16 protein-coding genes are annotated in these 17,440 nt (G+C 43.4%); 9 read left to right on the top strand and 7 right to left on the bottom strand.

Going from position 1 to position 17,440, the window contains the following annotated elements:
• Positions 1-255: 255 nt before the first annotated feature.
• From hslR to MHN81_RS14130, 3 genes are all read left to right on the top strand, one after another.
• Positions 256-666: a ribosome-associated heat shock protein Hsp15 gene (gene hslR / locus MHN81_RS14140; protein ID WP_239426013.1), complete on the top strand. Its 411-nt coding sequence runs from the start codon at positions 256-258 to the stop codon at positions 664-666.
• 10 nt (positions 667-676) lie between these two features.
• Positions 677-1,522: an Hsp33 family molecular chaperone HslO gene (gene hslO, locus MHN81_RS14135; protein WP_239426012.1), complete on the top strand. Its 846-nt coding sequence runs from the start codon at positions 677-679 to the stop codon at positions 1,520-1,522.
• A 261-nt stretch (positions 1,523-1,783) separates the two neighbouring features.
• Complete coding sequence (locus MHN81_RS14130) at positions 1,784-3,322, top strand: phosphoenolpyruvate carboxykinase (RefSeq protein ID WP_023400662.1); 1,539 nt, start codon at positions 1,784-1,786, stop codon at positions 3,320-3,322.
• Positions 3,323-3,680: 358 nt separating this feature from the next.
• Here the strand turns inward: MHN81_RS14130 and envZ are convergent, their stop codons facing one another.
• Together envZ and ompR are read right to left on the bottom strand one after the other, a co-directional pair.
• On the bottom strand, positions 3,681-4,985 hold the full coding sequence (gene envZ / locus MHN81_RS14125) for a two-component system sensor histidine kinase EnvZ (RefSeq protein ID WP_023400663.1): 1,305 nt from the start codon (positions 4,983-4,985) through the stop codon (positions 3,681-3,683).
• Positions 4,985-5,704: a two-component system response regulator OmpR gene (gene ompR / locus MHN81_RS14120; protein ID WP_023400664.1), complete on the bottom strand. Its 720-nt coding sequence runs from the start codon at positions 5,702-5,704 to the stop codon at positions 4,985-4,987. The genes envZ and ompR overlap by 1 nt, the downstream gene beginning before the upstream one ends.
• Positions 5,705-5,853: 149 nt before the next feature.
• On the opposite strand from ompR, the gene greB reads away from it, so the two are divergent.
• Together greB and MHN81_RS14110 are read left to right on the top strand one after the other, a co-directional pair.
• Positions 5,854-6,327: a transcription elongation factor GreB gene (gene greB / locus MHN81_RS14115; protein ID WP_023400665.1), complete on the top strand. Its 474-nt coding sequence runs from the start codon at positions 5,854-5,856 to the stop codon at positions 6,325-6,327.
• A gap of 85 nt (positions 6,328-6,412) precedes the next feature.
• On the top strand, positions 6,413-8,746 hold the full coding sequence (locus MHN81_RS14110) for a Tex family protein (RefSeq protein ID WP_023400666.1): 2,334 nt from the start codon (positions 6,413-6,415) through the stop codon (positions 8,744-8,746).
• Between the two features lie 65 nt (positions 8,747-8,811).
• Here MHN81_RS14110 and MHN81_RS14105 read toward each other — a convergent pair whose 3' ends face one another.
• From MHN81_RS14105 to bioH, 3 genes are all read right to left on the bottom strand, one after another.
• The gene (locus MHN81_RS14105) at positions 8,812-9,720 is read right to left on the bottom strand and encodes a putative metalloprotease CJM1_0395 family protein (RefSeq protein ID WP_023400667.1); all 909 of its coding nucleotides are present in this window, start codon (positions 9,718-9,720) and stop codon (positions 8,812-8,814) included.
• A gap of 2 nt (positions 9,721-9,722) precedes the next feature.
• Positions 9,723-10,031: a hypothetical protein gene (locus MHN81_RS14100; protein WP_023400668.1), complete on the bottom strand. Its 309-nt coding sequence runs from the start codon at positions 10,029-10,031 to the stop codon at positions 9,723-9,725.
• Positions 10,032-10,134: 103 nt separating this feature from the next.
• Entirely contained in the window at positions 10,135-10,872 is a 738-nt protein-coding gene (bioH, locus tag MHN81_RS14095; protein WP_239426011.1) for a pimeloyl-ACP methyl ester esterase BioH, read from the bottom strand.
• Positions 10,873-10,929: 57 nt separating this feature from the next.
• Here bioH and MHN81_RS14090 point away from each other — a divergent pair, with 57 nt between their 5' ends.
• On the top strand, positions 10,930-11,607 hold the full coding sequence (locus MHN81_RS14090) for a phosphoribosyltransferase family protein (protein WP_239426010.1): 678 nt from the start codon (positions 10,930-10,932) through the stop codon (positions 11,605-11,607).
• Positions 11,608-11,611: 4 nt separating this feature from the next.
• Here MHN81_RS14090 and MHN81_RS14085 read toward each other — a convergent pair whose 3' ends face one another.
• Entirely contained in the window at positions 11,612-14,146 is a 2,535-nt protein-coding gene (locus MHN81_RS14085) for a M14 metallopeptidase family protein (protein WP_023400671.1), read from the bottom strand.
• Between the two features lie 144 nt (positions 14,147-14,290).
• Between MHN81_RS14085 and nfuA the strand changes: the two genes are divergently transcribed.
• Complete coding sequence (nfuA, locus tag MHN81_RS14080) at positions 14,291-14,866, top strand: Fe-S biogenesis protein NfuA (protein ID WP_023400672.1); 576 nt, start codon at positions 14,291-14,293, stop codon at positions 14,864-14,866.
• A 10-nt stretch (positions 14,867-14,876) separates the two neighbouring features.
• Positions 14,877-15,152, top strand: coding sequence for a hypothetical protein (locus MHN81_RS14075; protein ID WP_239426009.1), 276 nt, complete (start codon positions 14,877-14,879; stop codon positions 15,150-15,152).
• Here the strand turns inward: MHN81_RS14075 and MHN81_RS14070 are convergent.
• Complete coding sequence (locus tag MHN81_RS14070; protein WP_239426024.1) at positions 15,097-16,365, bottom strand: MATE family efflux transporter; 1,269 nt, start codon at positions 16,363-16,365, stop codon at positions 15,097-15,099. The genes MHN81_RS14075 and MHN81_RS14070 overlap by 56 nt on opposite strands.
• 27 nt (positions 16,366-16,392) lie before the next feature.
• Here MHN81_RS14070 and MHN81_RS14065 point away from each other — a divergent pair, with 27 nt between their 5' ends.
• A complete protein-coding gene (locus tag MHN81_RS14065) occupies positions 16,393-17,439 on the top strand; it encodes a polysaccharide deacetylase family protein (RefSeq protein WP_239426008.1) in 1,047 nt (348 codons plus the stop codon).
• Position 17,440 lies beyond the last annotated feature (1 nt).

Genomic DNA, 17,440 nt, shown 5'->3' with positions numbered 1-17,440 from the left:
CTTTAATGAGACTGTTCTTATTCTATTAAGCGCCTCAGTGTACCGTTTAGATTTCGATTCAACAAGCGCCCAAATGTGAAACTTTAAATTAAATCGGTACAAGATATGACACGAGTAACATGAACACAGTATTAACCATTTGTTCATCTACTCTTCATATGCCATTCCTTGACCTATCGGGCGGTATGCTTTTTTTGACGGTTAAAATATGATAAATTTCACCATCGAGCAAGACGCCAACGTAGTTAAAGAATTGTGACAAAAGTCAATCCAGAAAACAACCAAGATGATACAAAAGTCAGATTGGACAAATGGCTTTGGGCTGCGCGCTTTTATAAAACGCGTACAATAGCCCGTGAAATGATCCAAGGTGGCAAAGTCAGATATAATGGCCAGAGATGCAAACCAAGCCGTCATGTCGATGTCGGGGCCACCATCGAACTCGCTCAGGGTCACGATGAAAAACACATCACCGTTTTAAAGTTAATGGACAAACGCCAAGCCGCTCCAATAGCCCAAACTCTTTACGAAGAGTCGGCGGAAAGCATTGAAAAGCGGGCTCAAAATGCCATTGCTAGAAAAAACAATAGTTTCTTCGCACCGCGTCCGGAGCACAAGCCAGATAAAAAGCAGCGCCGTGAGCTGCTTAAGTTAAAATCAAATTAGGGTCTCATAGATGAAACAAGATTTACTTCATCGCTATATTTTTGACGATCTCGACGTACGAGGTGAATTAGTCCAGGTCGAGCATACACTGAAGGATATTGTTGCTGGTCACAACTACCCAGTAGAAGTTCAAACTTTGTTAGGTGAGCTATTAGTCGCCTCAAGTTTACTGACTGCAACACTTAAATTTGAAGGGGATATTGCAGTACAACTTCAAGGGGACGGCCCAGTGAAGTACGCTGTTATCAATGGTAACCACCAACAAAATATGCGTGGAATCGCACGAGTTGAAGGTGAAATCACCGGTTCAGGTATTAGCGATCTGATCGGCAAGGGTCATATGATCATTACTATTTCTCCCGAAAAAGGCGAGAGATACCAAGGCGTAGTTCCTCTTACCTCAGATTCCCTAGCAAAATGTCTTGAAGATTATTTTGTTCAATCTGAACAATTAAAGACGCGATTATGGTTTGCAACTCAAATTGACCAAGACTCAGTAAAAGCAGCAGGTCTATTTTTGCAAGTTCTGCCTGTCAACAAAGAAAAGTCTCAAAGTGACTTCGAGCACCTCGAGGCGTTAAGTGACACAATTAAGGAAGATGAATTATTAACGTTAGACGCACAAACTGTGTTGACACGCTTATATCATGAAGACAATCCTCAATTATTCGAGCCACAAGAAGTCAACTTTGTTTGTGGCTGCAGTCGAGAAAAAACCATTAGTGCTTTAGTTAATGTAGGGCAACAAGCACTTTTGGAAGATGTAGAGCAACATGGTGAAGTTAAACTCAGCTGTCACTATTGCTTAACTGATTACCGCTTTAGCGAACAGGACATCAAATCTATTTTTAATTAAATAAGGTACATCCTGTGCATTCGAATTAAAGCCGCCATTTTGGCGGCTTTTTGTTTGCAAAAAAATGATACCGGTGTCATAAAGATGGCTAATTTTATGACACCGGTATCATTGAAATTATTCAGTTTTTTTGTCAAAAAATTGCAATTTCTGCCCCCTTTAGGGCTCGAATATCTCAAATGCTTCTGTTAGTATGAATTCAAGCTTTAGGTACTTAATAACCAGAGCTATCCCGTTCAATTCTCACATTTAGGTATAAACATGACTTCAAGCGCTACTCGTTTTGTCGATTTAACTGCAGCTGAACTTGTCGAACACGCTATCTCGCGTGGTGAAGGGACTTTAGCAGCGAATGGAGCTTTTGTAGCAAAAACAGGCCGCCGTACAGGTCGCTCTCCAAACGATCGCTTTATCGTTCAAGAGCCAAGCACTGAAAATGACATCCAATGGGGTAACGTAAACCGTCCATTCGATGCCGAAAAATTTGATGCTCTTTGGGCTCGTGTAGAAGCACACGTACACAGCAATGACCACTTTGTCTCTCACTTAGAAGTTGGTTCAGATCCTGAGCACTATTTACCAGTAGTCGTTACTACTGAAACTGCTTGGCATCACATTTTTGCTAAAAACATGTTTATTGAACCTAGCAAATACAATGCAGCTGATTTACCCCAATGGCAGGTAATGAATGTTCCTTCATTTGTATGTGACCCTGAGCGTGATGGCACAAACAGTGACGGTACAGTTATTATCAACTTTGCAGAGCGCAAAGTGCTAATCGCAGGTATGCATTACGCCGGTGAAATGAAAAAGTCGATGTTCTCTGTTCAGAACTTCTTGTTACCAGCAAAAGGTGTTTTACCTATGCACTGTAGTGCAAACGTTGGTGAGCAAGGCGACACTACATTGTTCTTTGGGTTATCAGGTACTGGTAAAACAACCCTTTCAGCAGACCCTAAACGCTTCCTTATCGGTGATGATGAGCATGGCTGGGCACCTGGCAGTGTATTTAACATCGAAGGCGGTTGTTACGCAAAATGTATCGACTTATCTCAAAAAAATGAGCCTGTAATTTGGAACGCAATCAAGTTTGGTACAATTTTAGAAAACGTTGTACTTGATGAAAATCGCGTACCTGACTTTGCAGATACAAGCCTTACACAGAACACACGTGCAGCTTACCCATTAGAGCACGTTGAGAAACGTAAAGTTGAAAACCGTGCAGGCGAGCCTCGCGCAGTTGTTTTCCTAACTTGTGACGTAAGTGGTGTACTACCTCCGGTATCTATCCTGTCTGAGGAAGCGGCAGCTTATCACTTCCTAAGTGGTTACACTGCAAAAGTTGGTTCAACAGAAATTGGCTCAACATCTGATATCGAGTCTACGTTCTCTACATGTTTTGGCGCGCCATTCTTCCCACGTCCAGCAGGTGTTTATGCTGAGCTTCTGATGAAGCGTGTTCGTGAATTTGGTGCAAAAGTATACCTAGTAAATACTGGTTGGACTGGTGGTCCTTACGGTGTAGGTAAGCGTTTTGATATCCCAACGACTCGTGCAGTTATCGACGCAATCGTTAATGACACGCTAGAAGGCGTTGAAACGCAACATATCGAAGCACTTAACCTAGATATTCCTGTTGCTGTTGAAGGTGTAGATGAAAAACTACTTAACCCTGTCAATACATGGGAAGATAAAGACAAGTATGCGGAGTACGCGGCTAAACTAGCGGCTGACTTTAAAGCTAACTTCGAGAAATACGACGTATCTGACGCAATCAAGTCAGCTGGTCCTCGCGGTTAAGCACTACCTTTTCCTTTATCAAAGGCGCCCCTCGTTGGGCGTTTTTTTATGCCTGTAATTTGGGAACTTGCAGCTATAAATCATTACGTCATTGAGAATCGAATTAAGCAACAAGGCTGATCCCCTCTCTCGGTAACAGTTCACCTACAGAAACTTTGAAGCTGAACACTCCATCGTAAAGCAGCACTACAACACGCGCAGCGGCAGCAAAAATAGACATTCATTATTGCCAACCACCTTAGACACAGATCTAAAACTGCTTGGCTTTAGACTCCGTTAGACTGTGCCATTAGAAATGAGTGTGATGTAAAGGAGGTAAGCTTGGCAAAATACCAAGCTGTATGAGCGGAAAAGTGAATTACTTTTTACCTAGCGGTAAGGCAACTTCTGCAGACAGCCCTCCCTCAGCCCGGTTCCTCAAGGAAACTTTGCCACCATGTGTTGCAACAATGCGTTTGATAATTGCCAAACCTAGCCCGCTACCATCAGAGCCCCTAGCTTGATCGCCTTGTTTAAACGGTTCAAATACTGATTCTAGCTCAGATTCAGGGATCCCCGGTCCTCTATCTTTTACTTGGATAACCATCACTTTATTTTTGGGATCTAACTGGGTATGGACGTCAATTTCGCCTTCTGAATACTTGATGGCGTTTTCAATCATATTGGTTAAAACACGCTTTAAAGCGACGTGATTCGCCACAACCCAAGGCGTGCCTTCAGCTAAACTCAGGTTGATCACCCGCTTATGTTGCTGCTCCGCATGAACCACTTCTTCCACCAGAGTATTGACGTTTTCTAAGTGCATCTCACCACTGCTATGGTGTCGAAGATATTCAATAAACTGATCAATGATCGCGTTCATATCTTCAATATCGTCAATGATGCCCTCTTTGAGATATTCATCCTCATCAGACATCATTTCCGTTGCTAGTCTGATCCGAGTTAAAGGTGTGCGCAAATCATGAGAGACACCCGCCATTAAAAGCCGTCTATCACTTTCTAATTCAGCAATCCCCTTAGACATTTGGTTGAACGCCTTCGTTACCTCAATAACCTCTGTGGATCCTTGCTCAACAAGCCGAGTCGAGAAATCACCTACCCCAACTCTACTTGCAGCTGTTTGCAATGCTCTAAGCGGTCTATTTAAATGCCGAGCAAAAAGCCACCCACCCAAAACACTTAAAAAGCCAATGCTGGATAAATAAAACACCAAAAATTCTAATTTGGTCTCAGAAAAGCCGGTTAGTGGAACTCGAACCCAATACCCAGGAGCCTGGGGAGCTTCAACCCAATAAACGATAGGGTCCCCTTGGCTGATCCTCACTCGCGCTGACCCATTTAGTTGTTCTGACATGCTGCGAGAGAGCAAGCTGTACTCACGCGCTTGCCCCAAACCATTTCGATAAGCCTCTTTTTGCGTCATGACATCGATCCCCGTTATCTCAAAAAATTTATTCGATAACGCGGTGTCGACTTCAACGCCTTCCTCCCAGTCAATAAAGACCGTTTTGACCTGTTTAGCGAGCATCAAATTCACTTGCTCAAAAGTCGGCTTAAACACATACAGTGTCACCGTAATATAAGAGACAACCTGATTGATTAATAACAATCCCGCGACAAAAAATACAGTCTGACCAAACGCACTACGAGGAAAAATGCTCATTATTTTTCGCCATCAGGCACAAACACATATCCAAGTCCCCAAACCGTTTGTATATACCTTGGGTTTGATGCATCTTCTTCTATCATTCTGCGCAGTCGGGAGACTTGTACATCGATACTTCGCTCCAATGCACTATAGTCTCGACCACGGGCTAAATTCATTAACTTATCTCGGCTCAGCGGTTCTCTCGGGTGACTGACCAATGCTTTTAATACAGCAAACTCACCACTGGTGAGCGCAATCGTTTCGTCCCCCTTTTGCATTTCACGGGTGGCCAAGTTCAATTTAAATATACCAAATTCAACTTCGTTTTCTTCCGCGGCGGGTGCTCCGGGTACTTCTTTTGTTTTTCTTCTTAAAACAGCTTTGATACGGGCCAATAATTCTCTAGGGTTGAAAGGCTTCGGTAAATAGTCATCAGCCCCCAACTCCAAACCGATAATACGGTCTACTTCATCCCCTTTTGCAGTCAACATCACAATGGGAATTTCATTTTCTTTTTGTCTGAGACGGCGACAAATAGAAAGCCCATCTTCTCCTGGCAACATGAGGTCTAAAACCATTAAGTGAAAGTTTTCCCTTTCCAATAACCTATCCATCTGCTCGGCATTCGCAGCGCTTCGGACAATAAAACCTTGTTCTACAAGATAACGCTCCAATAAGCTGCGTAATCTCATATCGTCATCCACGACTAGTACTTTTGTTGTTTCATTTCCCATCGAATTCTTCTTGTTATCACTGAACTATTGGTTAAATATAATTGAAATTTAGCTCCTTAGACACCATAACATACTGATAAGATTGTTACTGAACGTTACAGTTATCTAAACACGCGTACCTTATATAGGTTTTTCCGATATATTGCATTATGAAAACAAACTTAATTACGCCCGAAGGGTATCGAAAACTGCAGCAAGAGCATGACCACCTATGGTTTGAAAAGCGTCCTGAGATAACAAAGATTGTCAATTGGGCGGCCAGCCTTGGAGATCGCTCCGAAAATGCCGACTATACCTTTAACAAACGCTTACTCCGACAGATAGATAGACGTGTTAGATATTTACGCAAACGCTTACCTGATTTAAAAGTGATTGAGTATGACCCACAACAAGCAGGCAAAGTGTATTTTGGCGCTTGGGTCGAAATAGAAAACGACGAGGGGGAAACTAAGTTTTTCAGGATCGTCGGGCCAGATGAAATTTACGAGCGCAATGACTATATTTCTATAGATTCGCCAATGGCCAGAGCTTTACTCGGAAAATCAGTCGACGATGATTTCATGGTGAAAACACCGCAGGGTGACGCACAATGGTATATCAATAGAATCGAATATCAGGCCTGATAAATTTTCCACTAATATGGTATGATAAACCCCAACGCTTAATAGATTTTTTAGCGTAGCTAATTGAACTTTATAAGGATTTTGCATGAGCAACATCTCAGCTCGTTTAGCCCAAGAGCTAAATGCCTCAGAACAGCAAGTGCTGGCAGCCACCACATTGTTAGATGAGGGCGCAACAGTTCCCTTTATCGCCCGTTATCGTAAAGAAGCCACTGGTGGCTTAGATGACTCTCAACTGCGTCTTTTGGAACAACGCCTTTCATATCTAAGAGAGTTAGAAGAAAGACGTGCATTTATTATCAAAACAATCGAAGAGCAGGGCAAATTATCATCTCAACTCGCCAGTGATATTGCACAAGCCAGCAGTAAAACGGAGCTTGAAGACCTGTATTTACCCTATAAGCCAAAGCGCAGAACCAAAGGTCAAATTGCGATAGAGGCTGGGCTAGAGCCACTAGCCGATCAACTTTTTGCGGATCCACAATTATCGCCAGAACAAATGGCACAAGACTTCACAAACGCTGACGCCGGATTTGCCGATGTAAAAAGCGTACTTGAAGGCGCTAAGTTTATTTTAATGGAACGTTTTGCTGAAGATGCCAAGTTGCTTGCTAAATTCAGAAAACACATCACCGACAATGCTCAATTACAAAGTCGCGTGGTCAAAGGACAAGAAGAAGCAGGCAGTAAATACAGAGATTACTTTGAGCACAACGAAGCGCTTTCAAAAGTACCTTCGCACCGTGCATTGGCAATGCTCAGGGCGCGTAATGAAGGTATTTTACAATTAACCATTAACCCTGAACCAGAAGCGCAAGACCATCAACAATACTGTGCTCAAATGATCGCAGATCATTATGGATTGAAAGTACAAGGTGCCAATGCCAGCGATTGGTTAATGGTCGTGGTGCAATGGGCTTGGAAAATCAAATTAGCTCTGCACCTTGAAAATGAATTCCTAGGTTCTTTGAGAGAAAAAGCAGAAAGTGGGGCAATAGACGTATTTGCTAAAAACTTGCAAGACCTATTAATGGCTGCGCCTGCAGGACCAAAAGTAACCATGGGTATTGATCCTGGTTTGCGAACTGGCTGTAAGATTGCGATTGTTGATGCGACTGGTAAGCTACTTTCTACAACAACGATTTATCCACATGCTCCACAAAATCATTGGGATAAATCAATTCGAACAATCGAGCAGTTATCTCGTCAACATAAAGTACAACTGATTGCCATTGGCAATGGAACTGCGTCGCGAGAAACCGATAAACTTGCTGGCGAAGTACAAAAAGCAGCCTCAGATTTAAATTTAACGAAAATCATGGTCAGTGAAGCTGGCGCTTCTGTCTATTCAGCATCAGAGTTTGCAGCAAATGAGTTCCCAGACTTGGATGTATCACTGCGTGGCGCTGTATCTATCGCTAGACGATTACAAGATCCCCTTGCTGAACTCGTTAAAATTGAACCTAAATCAATCGGTGTCGGCCAATATCAGCACGATGTATCACAAAGCCAGCTGGGGCAAACCCTTACAGCTGTAGTAGAGGACTGTGTAAACTCTGTCGGCGTTGATGTAAACACAGCATCTGTACCACTTCTCACTCGTGTATCTGGACTAAATAAAACTCTGGCCAGTAATATTGTCAAATACCGAGACAGCAATGGCTCTTTTGCCAACCGTAAACAACTGAAAAAAGTTGAGCGTTTAGGTCCAAAAGCATTTGAGCAAGCAGCCGGTTTCTTACGCATTCAAGACGGTGATGATCCACTTGACGCCTCCGCTGTTCACCCGGAAGCTTACCCAGTGGTTAAGCAAATATCTAAATCTAACGGTTTGGAGCTGCAAAACTTAATCGGCAATAGCGACGTACTCAAAAAGTTAACGCCGAATGATTATGTTGATGAAAAGTTTGGTTTACCTACCGTTACTGACATTATTGCTGAGTTAGATAAGCCTGGCCGAGATCCTCGCCCCGAGTTTAAAACTGCCCAATTTAAAGCTGGAGTGGAAAAAATATCTGATTTAAAAGTTGGAATGGTGCTTGAGGGTGTAGTCTCTAACGTTGCTAACTTTGGTGCTTTTGTTGATGTAGGTGTTCATCAAGATGGTCTTGTTCATATTTCAGCGATCACCGACAAGTTTATTTCAGACCCTCGTGAGGTGGTCAAAGCTGGTGACATCGTGAAAGTAAAAGTCATTGAAGTCGATGTAGATAGAAAACGCATCAGCTTTACGATGCGCCTGAATGATGCCACCCCGTCTCAATCCGAAGGACATAAAAATAAGCCGCAGCAAAAAGCTGGTCAAAACCACAGCCGTAAGCCTGAACGTCGCGACAACTCAAAAGGCAACCGCCGTGATCAGGGCAATGCCGCCATGGGTAACGCATTTGCGGAAGCGTTTGCCAAATTGAAAAAGTAGCTATACTCAAACAAAAAAGGAAGGGTTAGCCCTTCCTTTTTTTAGTTATTACAAACAAACCCATTTTATACTGTCACTGAAAGCTGTGCGTCTTCATTGGGTTTTGTGATTTGCCCATAAAAGCCTTCGATTCTCAGGGCTCTAGACTCTATTTCAGGATCTCTCTCAATTGGCAATGCAACTGCAAATGGATCGGCTTCTTGTTGCAATCTCGCTCTTTCCAATACCGGCTGCTCTGACTGCGCTGCGCCTTCCTGAGTCAAACGCCTATTTTGAAATTTTTGCACCCCACTCGGGGCATTATCTTCTTCTGAACCACTGATAGATTTTTTTGCCAACTCTGCCTGTGCCGTCGCTATTTTTGACGTTGCATCTGCAGCAATAGCTCTATCGGCTCCAGAAGGCTCGGCAGGTGCCAAAGCCGCCGCTCTGACAGTCTGCATTTTTTCAATCGTTTGCTGAGGGTCCCCTTCGACAGGTGCCACATCAATCATCACTTGGCCACCTACGGCATAATTATTGCCGTCTGGGCCTCGTTGATATTCGTAACTCGGTGCACCAGCATACTGACCGCCGACTCGCGCATGGGCCTGCTCATGGAGTTTTACTTCTCTGTCTCTATCTTTGAGCTCTTTTAACTGCTGCTCGTCCTGTTCCTGCTGTGCCTGTTCGCGTTCGGAAAGTTCTTCTTCTGGAGTTTGATTCTCTTTCTGGCCTTCGCCTTTTTCGTCGCCACGCTCATTGACAGATTTGCTGTCTTTCAGCTGTCCGTTTGCATCGTATGTATCTTGCGAGTCATGTTCTGCGGTGCGAGACTTGTCATTGTCTTGGAGTGCTTTATTTTCCGTCGCAGGTGGGGTGATCGCTGCGGGCTTGGGGATCACTTCACGCAGCTGATTATCTCGCCTAGCCGTTTCCGTGTAGACGTTTGCGGTATTGAGGTTAATCGCCGGTTGAGGCGTGACGATGTTCATACTTACACTTTAATATCAATCAAAGTTCCTAGCACTTCGTCAGCAGTTTGAATCGTCTGCGCATTTGCTTTGGCATTGAACTCTTCCACCTTTAAATTGACCAATGATTCATCAATTCTCGGAGGTTGAGAAACAGGTGCCGTAACAGCCTCTTCAGGTCTTGCTGCTTCAAGTTGCCGTTGTTGAGCCAACTGTTCATCACTTTGCTGGTCAATCGTCGCACGATTTATATCAGCAGAGGCCCTTTCAATATTTTGTTGAGCACGATTAAAACCTTCAACGCCTGCGTTTAGTACGTCTCCAATAGGCATAATAGACTCCAAGTTACTTTTTTACTAACCTAATTATTGCTCATATTATGTGCAAAATAAAGTGCAGGCGGCAATTTTTTGCCGCCTTGAAGGTGAATATATTTTAAAGGACTGATTTTAGGTAACTAATAAAATCATCTCGGTGAGAAATAAACGGTGCATGAGATGCTTTTGGTAAGATCTCATAGCTAAATTGTGGGTTTATGCGTGAAAGCTCAGCTGCAACACTTTGAGGAACTAGCGAATCTAATCGGCCAAAAATGCCATAAACTGGGCATTTTAAGTTGGCAAAATCAGGTCTTAGGTCAACGCTTTGCAAAATGTCTAAACCTGCACTGAGAGCAGTATCATGCGGCTCAGATGCCAAAAACAACAACTCTTTTAGTTGCTTGATATCTGCTTTGGCGTGTTCGCTACCCATAGCTTGTATTGCCAAAAAGCGCTCAATTGTTTTTCGGCTATCTTTTGCCAACTGAACTTTGAATTGCTCAAGAACTTGCGCCTTAATACCAGGCCATTCTTCATCCTCGCAAAACTGTGCATTTGAGGACACTAACACTAGGCTGGCTACTTTTTCCGGATATAAGGTGGCTAATTTGGTTGCCACTAACCCACCCAGAGACCAGCCAATCACAATACTATTTGGCTGAATTCGATTAGACAATGACTCCACTATCACATCTAGTGAATAGGTATCTACAGGCATAGGTTCCCCGCCAAAACCTGGTAAATTAAGGGCTTTCACCGGCTTTCCCAAAGCATCATTCAATGCAGCCTCTATAAGCTGCCATACTTCTTTATTCATTCCCCAACCGTGCAGTAGCACAATTTCACTTTGCATTTTAATCCGCCTCAAGCCAAAATTACCGCTATGATATCGTTTCAAGGAATGAAAGCAATGTCGCTACTACAAGCTTTAACAAAAAGCTTTTTTCCAGCCAAATGCGCAACTTGCCAATGCTATATAGAAAGCCCCGGCTTATGCACTAGCTGTCATCAATCACTCCCTTTGTTTGACCATACGGATCAAAACTTGCTGTTGCGCCCCGATATAAACCGTATGTTTAATTTACCAAATTGTGATGGTTTGAGCGCCTGTGGTTGGTACCATGGACAGCTTGCAACTTGGGTAAAACAAGTTAAATATCAACACAGTCGCCAAGCAACTATGGTACTCAGGCAGGTTATCGACGCGCAGTGGCACAGGCTCAAATTGCAAAATCTTATCTGTGCTGACGGAGTTATACTCGTACCATTGCCCAGTAGTCGGCTGATCTATCGTGGCTACAATCAAGTTTATCAAATGTGGGCACCAATTCTAAAACAGCACAATGCGAATATCCTCAATACCATTGGCAAACGTAGTAGACCATCGCATGTTTCGCTGTCTAAGCAAGCGCGACAAAATAACGCCAAGCAGGCGTTTTATCTAAAACAGACGTTAGAGCACAAACGGATCTTAATCATTGATGACGTGATCACCAGCGGTGCCACAGTCAATGCCATAGCCGCGCTATGCAAGTCAGCAGGCGCACAATCCGTCTGGGCTTGCGCTACCTGCATTACGGAATTATGAAAGTCTATTCCACACTGCTTGCAAAAAATAGTGCGTTGTTTAGTAGTCGACTTGTTCCGTACCAGTAGCCGCGAAATACCGGGTTGTCGGTCATTGCGATCACCAGCCCTTTTCCATATTTCCTGGCAACCAATGCATTGCTATTAGCTATTTGTGCAACATTCTTTTCATGCGCATATCCCGATAACAAAGGAGCGTTACTATATTTCAGCACGTTACTAAAGGGCTTACTGTTATGTTTCATAACCCAAGTACTATTTTTAAAAAGCGGCAGTGTGCTATCTTCAAAGCCAAAAGCCAATGGGTGGGTCACATCTACATCAGCTTGAAAAATCGCGCCAGCAATGCGTTGTTTTGCTGCCAGTGCGTCACGCTCAGAATAAGGTAAATTCTCTGCCTTAAACAATGCTTTCATTTCTTTTGTTGAAACTGTTTCAACGCTGAGTAATTGCTGCTCAATTAGCCACTTGGCGCCGCGTTTTTGACCCCAAATTATGCCGCCACTTTTTACCCATGAGTATATTGCAGCCTTGGCCTGTTTAGTAAGCTGATCGTAACGGCCGTCTGCCAAGATAATATGTGTATATCGAGAGAGGTCTATTTTTCCTAAACGGTGCTGTTCGACAATTGTTGGGGCTAGATTTACATGTCTGTCTAAGTGATACCACAGCTCTCCAACTTCATATTGACTCGTACCTTCGCCACCAACCAACAAAACTTTGGGTTTCTCAATTGGGGTCATTAACCTTGAACCTAAGTCTATTCCATTCGCTGTTAATCCTGTGTCAATTGTGAAGAGCTTTATCTCTGTATTATTTGCGATATCAGCTAACTTAACCTGCCAATTGGGTAGTGTTTGAAGTCCTGCTGGGATCACAATGCTGCCAGCGGAAAAAGGCTGCTGTCCATGCTGTGTTTGCGCGGTAAAAGGCTTTAGTGCCCCCCTAACTTCAAATCCCTCTTTCAACAATAAGTTGAGTAGCTTTGGTGCTAAATAATGATGCCATTCAAAGGCATAAGCATAGGCATTAGATACTTGCTCTGCAGAAAAACTAGACTGTGTTGGCTCCCAAGGTGACTCGCTATACTTTAGCCCCCAACTGCTAGTAACAGCAGAAAAATTCAAATCAAACGCATAAGGTAATGTCCAGCCCGATACGTCGTAAAAGGTGTTGTCTTCAAATTCTGTCTGCGTAGAAAAAGCAGCTTTGATAAAGCGATATTGCTGTTGTTGCAAAGGAACAAATAAATCACCAACTTGATATTCATGGTCAGCTATAGTGATCGCTTTTGTTATAGGGTAAGCATTGATTTGATGGCTTTTAAGTAAAGCTGCGAATTGCTTAAAACGATATGTATCTTTTCCTTTTGCAACAATATACCCCTTGAACTTTTCTTTGCTAGCTAAGTGCTCGGCTTCAGCAAAAAAACTTCTTTGATACGCCATTAATGCTTCTTTGTGTTCTGTAGCACCAGTGAATGTGGACAATGACGTGAGCAATTGATTCTTAATAGTGCGATGAAAATATAACTCACCGTTTATAGACTCTTGAACGTGGCCTCTACTGCTCGCTTGTTCAAATAAAATCCCAATCGTTCCATTTACATCTGGATAGGTTGAACCTTTGCCTATGTAAAAGTCATCAAAACTTTCTTGAGTAAAATATAGTTGCCGCTCTTTATCTAATGTTTGAGCATGATATTTTGCCAGGGCGTGAGTCAGTGTTTGATTCTTTTTTGGCGTAATTGGATGCGTTCTAGATGGGATCCCTGGTTGAAAAAAGTAGCTGCTATTTGTTCCCATCTCATGAAAATCAGTGAGCACTGTTGGCTTCCAACGATGAAACTGTGCAACTCGCGCAATGGATTCAGGATGTTGTAATAATAGCCAATCTCGATTTAAGTCGAACCAATAGTGATTCGTACGCGCCGATGGCCAAGATTCTACATGCTCTCGATGAGCCGGGTCCGACGACAATGTCTGTCCTTTGTGACTGTTAGCCCAGTGAGCAAAGCGTGCTAATCCATCTGGGTTCATCGCAGGATCAAGCAAAATGATATTATTTTTCAATATATGTTCAACCTCCTCTCCCTGCGCTGCGGCTAAATAGTAGGCCACCAGCATCGCTGCATTGCTGCCTGAAGGCTCATTACCATGTACGCTATATCCCATCCATATTACATTAGGAGCACTTGGTGATGTTTCGCCCTCTTTTAAACTAGTCAGATGTGCTTCGCGCAACGACTCTAACTTCTCTAGTTGCGTAGGGTTAGTGATTGCAAGCTGTAATAAAGGTCGCTGCTCATGACTGTAGCCAATGGTCGATAAGCTAATCCTCGGGCTTTGCTTAGCGAGTAAAGTGAGGTAGTGAACTAACTGGTCATGACGTACATGCCACTCACCCACTTCATAACCCAAAACTTCGCTGGGTTTAGTAATATTTTGGTCAAATTTTATATCGGGGGAAAAATAATAGGTGATCGGCTTCGCATGGCTTGCAAATACAAAGAAAGCCAGCAGTAACAAAAATATTCTCATACTAATTCCATCTTAAATCGCTCACTTATAAGCTAACAAGTTGACCCAATTTACCGCAAATTTTTACGTCCAACACTAGCTACAACCGGACGAGGGGAGTATCATAGGGAGTAACCGAGTAAATTAGTCAAGTATAGCCAGATTATGATCACAATTTCAGAATCAGCCCAAACACATTTTGCCAAACTGCTCAGCGACCAAGCTGATGGCACGAGTATCCGCGTATTTGTTGTAAACCCAGGAACTGCACAAGCTGAATGTGGTGTTTCTTACTGTCCTGCAGATGCTGTTGAGCAAAGCGATATGCGCTTTAACTTTAACGGATTTGATGCCATCGTCGATGAAGAAAGTGCGCCTTTTCTAGAAGAAGCAGAAATCGATTTTGTTACCGACAAAATGGGTAGTCAACTCACATTAAAAGCGCCCAATGCAAAAGCGAAAAAGCTAAAAGATGACGCGAGCTTGGCAGAGCGTGTGGAGCATATGTTAGTCACTGATGTTAACCCACAGCTTGCCAATCACGGCGGTCAGGTGAGCCTAGTAGAGATCACAGCCGAAGGCATCGCCGTATTGCAATTTGGTGGCGGCTGTAATGGTTGCTCAATGATCGATGTCACTCTAAAAGAAGGCATTGAGAAAGAAATGGTTGCAAAATTTGACGAAATCACAGGCGTGCGCGATATAACAGAGCACGCACGTGGCGACCACTCATACTACTAACCGATTCAGTATGTTTACGCAGTTTATCTATCGCTTGGGGTCCAACCCCAAGCGCAGCCTACGATTCTTTTTTACTGGCATTGGTATATTTGTGCTCGCAATGGGGTTGTTCGCACTGAGCTATTACCATGACCCAAATTGGCGCTATGCTGGACTCGCCGTGTTATTTCCAGCATTAGGGATCGCGGGGTATGGCTATTTAGGGATCTTTGCAAACCGCTTTTCGCAAGTTATTTCAGCAAGGCGTTCTGCACGTCAAGCTTTCGATAACGGTAAATCAAAGTAATTCCACGCAGAGCCATAAAACATGTCATCGCTAACCACAGTGCGTGATTGCCATGGTCCAGCAGCAAATAAACGGGCAGGAAAAAACCAAACAATGCGGAAAATATCATACTGTTACGCATTTCTCTTGCCCTTGTTAATCCAACAAACACACCATCGAAAAGAAAGCAGTTCATCGCGATTAAAGGCAATACTATAAGCCAAGGTAAGTAAACCAATGCCGTTTCCACAACACTTGGAATACTGGTTAACATACCAATGATAGTCGGCCCAAAAACAGCAAACACAAAACAATAAAGTATTGCAAAAACACCGCCCCACAGTACGCTCACAGCAACCCATGATTTTAATTTTTCGGTATCTTTTTCACCTTTTGCCTGCCCGACTTTTGCTTCAACCGCATATGCAATGCCATCCATTGCAAAGCTCACCAGCATTAAAAAGTTGAGCAACACGGCGTTTGCAGCAAGCGTATTATCCCCTAACCGTGCACCATAAAATGTCATGAAGCTAAAACACAATTGCAATACCAGTGAGCGAATAAAGATATCTTTATTCAAGGTCAATAAATGAATAAGGTGTTGGCGGCTCGGTCTTAACCACAAAAATATCCACCCCTTCTTTTTCAGTAGTGAGCTGGTTAGCCACACAGCCAACGCCAATGCACTATAGTCGGCGATAACAGACGCCCACGCAGCACCTGCTACTCCCCATTCAAAACCAATGACAAACAGTAAATCCAAAACGATGTTGACTAGGTTAGTAAACAACACAATATAGAAAGGCCCCTTGCCATACTGTAATCCCAACATAAAGCCCAGCAAGACCAAATTCATCATTGCCGCAGGCGCACTGTATATACGGATTGAAAAGTAGAGCGAGGCTTGTTCCATAACATCGCTGCTGGGGTTGGCTAGCCGCTCTATCACCTCCAGTAAAAATGGCGATAACCCAATGAGCGACATAGCAAATAGCAGGGCAATGGCCATACTTGCCAACAAAGATTGGTATGAACGAGCTTGATTTTTCTCGCCATAAGCTTGTGCTATTTCCCCAGTTGTACTCATACGCAAAAAGCTGGCAAGCCAAAATAACAACGCAATACTGCCCGAGCCAAGCGCGATGCCCGCTAAATAGTGAGCATGACTTAAATGGCCTATCACAGCAGTATCAACTAACCCTAGCAGTGGTACCGAAATATTTGATAAAATCATCGGCGCTGCGAGAGTAAGTAGTGGAATATGATAAGGTGTACGCAGGTAATGAAAAAGCTTCATAATTTAGTTCTATTTGTTGGTTTAGCAAGTGTGCAAGCGCACAGTGCGACTATCTTACAATATCATCATGTCAGTGAGAAACTGCCGCCTGTCACCAGCGTCAGTGAAGATACCTTTAAATCTCATTTAGAGCATTTAAAAAAGGGCAACTATAACGTCATTGCACTAGATGAATTCCTCAATCATCTTAAACAGGGAAAGCACCTCCCACTAAATACCGTGGCAATTACTTTTGACGACGGATATGACAACAATATCGAAGCGGCTGCCCCGCTCCTTGAAAAATTTAACTTTCCCTACACGATTTTCGTCAACCCTAAACTGATTGACGAAGGCAAAAGTTATGTCATGACATGGGATGAATTAAGAGCTCTGTCAAAACGCGGCGCATTGATAGCAAATCACAGTGCCCAACACGACTATTTGCATATACGCCAATCCGGCGAATCTGAGCAGCAGTGGGCCAAACGCATAAGTCATGATTTAACTTGGTCACAACAGCGCATCAATGCTGAAATAGGGCATAATTACCCCTACATTGCGTACCCCTATGGTGAGTTTGACTCAGCACTACAATCACTTGTGCAAAAACTTGGCTTAATAGGTATTGGCCAGCATTCTGGTGCAGTTGGTCCAACAACTGACTTTACGCGAATTCCTCGATTTCCAGCCTCTGGCATTTATAGTAATTTAAAAACACTGAAAGTTAAAATTGACTCTCTCCCTTTCGAGATTGACCAATTGGCCTATAACAACTCAGTCACCACAGAGCGTCGCCCTTCAGTTACGATAACATTCAAAAGTAAGGACTTTAGCAAACATCAATTGGCGTGTTTCGTATCAGGAGTTGGTCGCGCAGAATTGACCTGGCGCTCAGAAAACCAAGTGACTGTGACGAGTCCAGAGCGCCTACCGAAAGGTCGTTCTAGATACAACTGCACTGCGCCTTCAAAAACACACAAAGGCCGCTTTCACTGGTTTTCCCAGCCTTGGGTGATACAGATAAACTAAT

The organism is Pseudoalteromonas sp. Of7M-16 (genome assembly GCF_022347805.1).
Taxonomy (GTDB): Bacteria; Pseudomonadota; Gammaproteobacteria; order Enterobacterales; family Alteromonadaceae; genus Pseudoalteromonas; species Pseudoalteromonas luteoviolacea_F.
Note: the sequence above shows the minus strand (reverse complement) of the source record. Positions and strands in the feature narration are given on the sequence as shown.

Bases quoted from the DNA above. Each gene is read 5' to 3' on its own strand.
- bioH (WP_239426011.1), bottom strand. From the start codon at position 10,872: ATGCAAAGTGAAATTGTGCTACTGCACGGTTGGGGAATGAATAAAGAA.
- MHN81_RS14130 (WP_023400662.1), top strand. From the start codon at position 1,784: ATGACTTCAAGCGCTACTCGTTTTGTCGATTTAACTGCAGCTGAACTT.
- MHN81_RS14070 (WP_239426024.1), bottom strand. From the start codon at position 16,365: ATGATTTTATCAAATATTTCGGTACCACTGCTAGGGTTAGTTGATACT.
- greB (WP_023400665.1), top strand. From the start codon at position 5,854: ATGAAAACAAACTTAATTACGCCCGAAGGGTATCGAAAACTGCAGCAA.
- nfuA (WP_023400672.1), top strand. From the start codon at position 14,291: ATGATCACAATTTCAGAATCAGCCCAAACACATTTTGCCAAACTGCTC.
- hslO (WP_239426012.1), top strand. From the start codon at position 677: ATGAAACAAGATTTACTTCATCGCTATATTTTTGACGATCTCGACGTA.
- ompR (WP_023400664.1), bottom strand. From the start codon at position 5,704: ATGGGAAATGAAACAACAAAAGTACTAGTCGTGGATGACGATATGAGA.
- MHN81_RS14105 (WP_023400667.1), bottom strand. From the start codon at position 9,720: ATGAACATCGTCACGCCTCAACCGGCGATTAACCTCAATACCGCAAAC.
- MHN81_RS14065 (WP_239426008.1), top strand. From the start codon at position 16,393: ATGATAAGGTGTACGCAGGTAATGAAAAAGCTTCATAATTTAGTTCTA.
- MHN81_RS14110 (WP_023400666.1), top strand. From the start codon at position 6,413: ATGAGCAACATCTCAGCTCGTTTAGCCCAAGAGCTAAATGCCTCAGAA.
- MHN81_RS14090 (WP_239426010.1), top strand. From the start codon at position 10,930: ATGTCGCTACTACAAGCTTTAACAAAAAGCTTTTTTCCAGCCAAATGC.
- MHN81_RS14085 (WP_023400671.1), bottom strand. From the start codon at position 14,146: ATGAGAATATTTTTGTTACTGCTGGCTTTCTTTGTATTTGCAAGCCAT.
- MHN81_RS14100 (WP_023400668.1), bottom strand. From the start codon at position 10,031: ATGCCTATTGGAGACGTACTAAACGCAGGCGTTGAAGGTTTTAATCGT.
- MHN81_RS14075 (WP_239426009.1), top strand. From the start codon at position 14,877: ATGTTTACGCAGTTTATCTATCGCTTGGGGTCCAACCCCAAGCGCAGC.
- envZ (WP_023400663.1), bottom strand. From the start codon at position 4,985: ATGAGCATTTTTCCTCGTAGTGCGTTTGGTCAGACTGTATTTTTTGTC.